Origin of the sequence: Crocosphaera watsonii WH 8501 (assembly GCF_000167195.1) — a bacterium.
GTDB lineage: Bacteria > Cyanobacteriota > Cyanobacteriia > Cyanobacteriales > Microcystaceae > Crocosphaera > Crocosphaera watsonii.
This window is the reverse complement of record NZ_AADV02000282.1, coordinates 1-3,175: the sequence shown is the minus strand read 5'-3', so window position 1 is coordinate 3,175 and position 3,175 is coordinate 1. Positions and strand designations below refer to the sequence as shown.

The window sequence follows — 3,175 nt, the reverse complement described above, 5'->3', positions numbered from 1 at the left end:
TATTTCTTCCTTTGTTAGGGGGGTTTTAAACCCCCTGTTATAAACCTTAAGTTAAACCCCTTACCAAAAAATTTTATTAAGTTTTAAATGCACAGCCTGGGTTTAAATTTTTTCGGTTGGACAAAAATGTTGGACAAAAATAGGTTTTTAAAAGGGTAAATTCAAAGTGCATTGAGGAAAATTTGTTTCATAAGGTTAATTCCTAATTTTAATAACCTGGGGGGATTGTTTTCTAAATTTTGTTTTATTTTTAAACTGATTTAATCAGATTTTTCTGCCTCTCCCCATAAATTTTTTTATATCTTCAAACTCTGGGACTATAATTTGCATACATTGAGCTAAAATTTATAATTGAAATATTTGTTCCTGTCATTCTGTCAACTATAGAGCGAAAATTACTTTTATTTATGTCTTCATCTAAAACCTCTGAAAGAAGTTGCCAAAGTTTATAACCTTCATCCTTAATATGGCCTTTACTACGATGAATATTTTTGCCAATATCATTATATTTTTGCCCGTTTAAAACCCCTTCTAGAATAGAAATTTGTACATCATTAAGATGTTTTTTGGTATGAGAAGAGACTAACTCATCTAAATATTCAATGACTTTTTGTGTGTCCATAGTTGCTAGTAAACCTATTTTATTTTTTTAATTGTCATTCCGAAAAACTCCGAACCTCTTTAAGAATGGATAATTGTCATTCCGAAAAACTCCGAACCTCTTTAACAATGAATAATTGTCATTCCGAGGTACTCCGAATCTCCATAGTCCATTATCAGCTAAAATCAGTCTTTTTTCAGACTAAATTTTAAACACTATCAAAAAATATAATAACCCTCAGTTAAATTATATAAAACAAAATAAAATCAAGATTTATTCTCAGTTTACTAATTTTATGCTCAAAAATATCTGAAAATCTCTTTATTTAGAAGTCAAGAAATAAAGTAAATTCCCGTCTTTATCAGTCCTTATTTTCCTGTAATTTGTAACTTGATTTGTGTATTGTTTAACTTATGTATACAAGATTAAGTTTATTGATAACAATGAAACAATTATTTACTTCATCTCGCTTAAATGTAACATTACTTTCTGGTTTGTCAACTGTATCTCTTTTATGTACTAATACAGTATTAGCAGGTACAATTACCCAAAATGGTAGCGAACTTTTAAATAATCCTAATGTTTCTTTTCCGACAATAAATCCCAGCTTAATTGATGATACATTGAGGTTTGGGACAGGAAATATTGAATTTGAAACTATCTTAAGATGGTACTTATTTCCAGCTAATAGTCTAACTTCTACCAGTCCAACAACCAGCATTAATATAACTGCTAATTTAACAAGATTATTGTCTAATTCCTTAAGTTTTCCTGAAGATTGGGACCCAACAATTTATCTTTGGGATGGTACCAATATTATTGGAGGTAGTTTTGGAGATAATATAGGAGGTTCTCTTCGTCGCAGTCAAGGAACTTCTAATGGAACTTTTAACAGTAATATTACTGAAGGAACATTATTCAATGCAGGAAATAGTTTTCCTGCTATTGGTGAATCTGCTAATTTTAATGTAGATTTTGACTTAGGAACTGTTTCAACACAAGTTACTTTATCCGGTTTCGGGGAAAGTTTATCTTTTTCTACTAATAATATTGATCGCACTCAACCTTTATCTCTTTTAATTACTCGGAATAATACTTCTGAAAGATATGATGTCAATAGTATTACTGTAAATTCAGATTTAACCCCTAATGAACCTCAAACTATACCTGAATCTTCTAATATTGTAGCCTTATTTGTATTTTTAGGTTTAGGACTATTTATAATTAAGAGGAAATAAGATATCTATTCATAATTAGGGTTTTAGGGTGTATTACGCTCTGCTAATACACCCTACAATTATCTTATGATTTACTCCACAAAATATTTAATTGGGCTTAGGTTAGGGTGGGTAAGACAGCTATAATTTAGGTGTTCACAGGAATATAAGAATCCATCGTACCCAACATTTTTGTGGCAACAATCCACGACAATAAATCTTTAAAAAATTAGAGCTAAATCTAATCTAAATTCGGGTAAAATATCATCTCCTGATAGGGTTTGAGGATTATCTAAAACCTCTTTTTCTTGTCCTTGACGATAGATTTCTACTTGCTTTTTTTCAGTATTAATTAACCAGCCCAATTTTACCCCATTATCCATATATTCTTGCATTTTCTTTTGAACTTCCTTTAAAGAATCGGTTTTAGACTTTAATTCTAAGACAAAATCTGGTGCAATGGGTGGAAACTTTTCTTTTTCTTCTTGTGTTAATTTATCCCATCTTTCTTGTTGAATATAAGCCACATCAGGTGAACGCTTACTCCCTAACGGAAGTTTAAAACCGGTAGAAGAATCAAAGATTTGTCCGAATTTTTGACGACGATTCCACAAACAAAAATCAGTAATTAACTCAGCATTTTTGTTACCTGTTTCTCCTCCTGTGGGTGACATAATAATGATTTCTCCATTTTGATTTTGTTCTAACTTTAACTCAGGATTATTACGACAAAGTTGAAAAAATTGTTCATCGTTAATCTTGGTAATGACATCAAAATTGATAGTATAAGCATTCATCCTGACATCTCCGTATTCTTTGACTAAATTATCATCATAACAAAAATTATTAGCCTCATGCAGCTTACTTAATTTTCTCTTGACAAATGTTGACAAATAGTTTAAAAAAGATAAATATCTGCTACCTATTTTCAAAAATTATCTTATTATAAATATCAGCAATCGCTACCTCAATGCCCAAAGATTTTAAATGAATGAAAGCTTCAGTTTCATAAGCAGTGAAAAACCAGCGATCGCCTTCTTTTTGAAACTGCTCAATATAACATCTTTCTTGAGAAATTAATAAATATTCCTGAAAAGTTGCAATGGTTCGATAAGCAGCAAATTTATCTTCCCTGTCATAATTAGCAGTAGAAGAAGACAAAACCTCGGTAATCAAAATAGGGTTAATTAAAGTATCTTTACGTCCTTCTTGATAACTAAGGGGTTCAGGCATTATCATAATATCAGGATAAGTGGCTATTCGACGTTCAGGTATCCACAAACGCTGATCAGTGACAAAAACAGCATAAAGTTGATCACGAAGTGCAGTATGCAAAGCAACCAATAAATTTCCAATA

General features: G+C 30.8%; 4 protein-coding genes. 1 reads left to right on the top strand and 3 read right to left on the bottom strand.

What is annotated here, in order from left to right; translation table 11 throughout:
- Positions 1-304: 304 nt before the first annotated feature.
- A complete protein-coding gene (locus tag CWATDRAFT_RS30790; protein WP_007308610.1) occupies positions 305-622 on the bottom strand; it encodes a hypothetical protein in 318 nt (105 codons plus the stop codon).
- A gap of 392 nt (positions 623-1,014) precedes the next feature.
- Here CWATDRAFT_RS30790 and CWATDRAFT_RS30785 point away from each other — a divergent pair, with 392 nt between their 5' ends.
- Positions 1,015-1,839 (top strand): hypothetical protein, encoded by an 825-nt coding sequence (locus tag CWATDRAFT_RS30785; protein WP_007308611.1) that lies wholly within the window; start codon positions 1,015-1,017, stop codon positions 1,837-1,839.
- Positions 1,840-2,039: 200 nt separating this feature from the next.
- On the opposite strand, the gene CWATDRAFT_RS30780 is transcribed toward CWATDRAFT_RS30785, so the two are convergent.
- Positions 2,040-2,615, bottom strand: a complete 576-nt coding sequence (locus CWATDRAFT_RS30780; protein ID WP_007310224.1) for a Uma2 family endonuclease — start codon at positions 2,613-2,615, stop codon at positions 2,040-2,042.
- A 121-nt stretch (positions 2,616-2,736) separates the two neighbouring features.
- Positions 2,737-3,174 (bottom strand): Uma2 family endonuclease, encoded by a 438-nt coding sequence (locus tag CWATDRAFT_RS30775; RefSeq protein ID WP_069202825.1) that lies wholly within the window; start codon positions 3,172-3,174, stop codon positions 2,737-2,739.
- Position 3,175 lies beyond the last annotated feature (1 nt).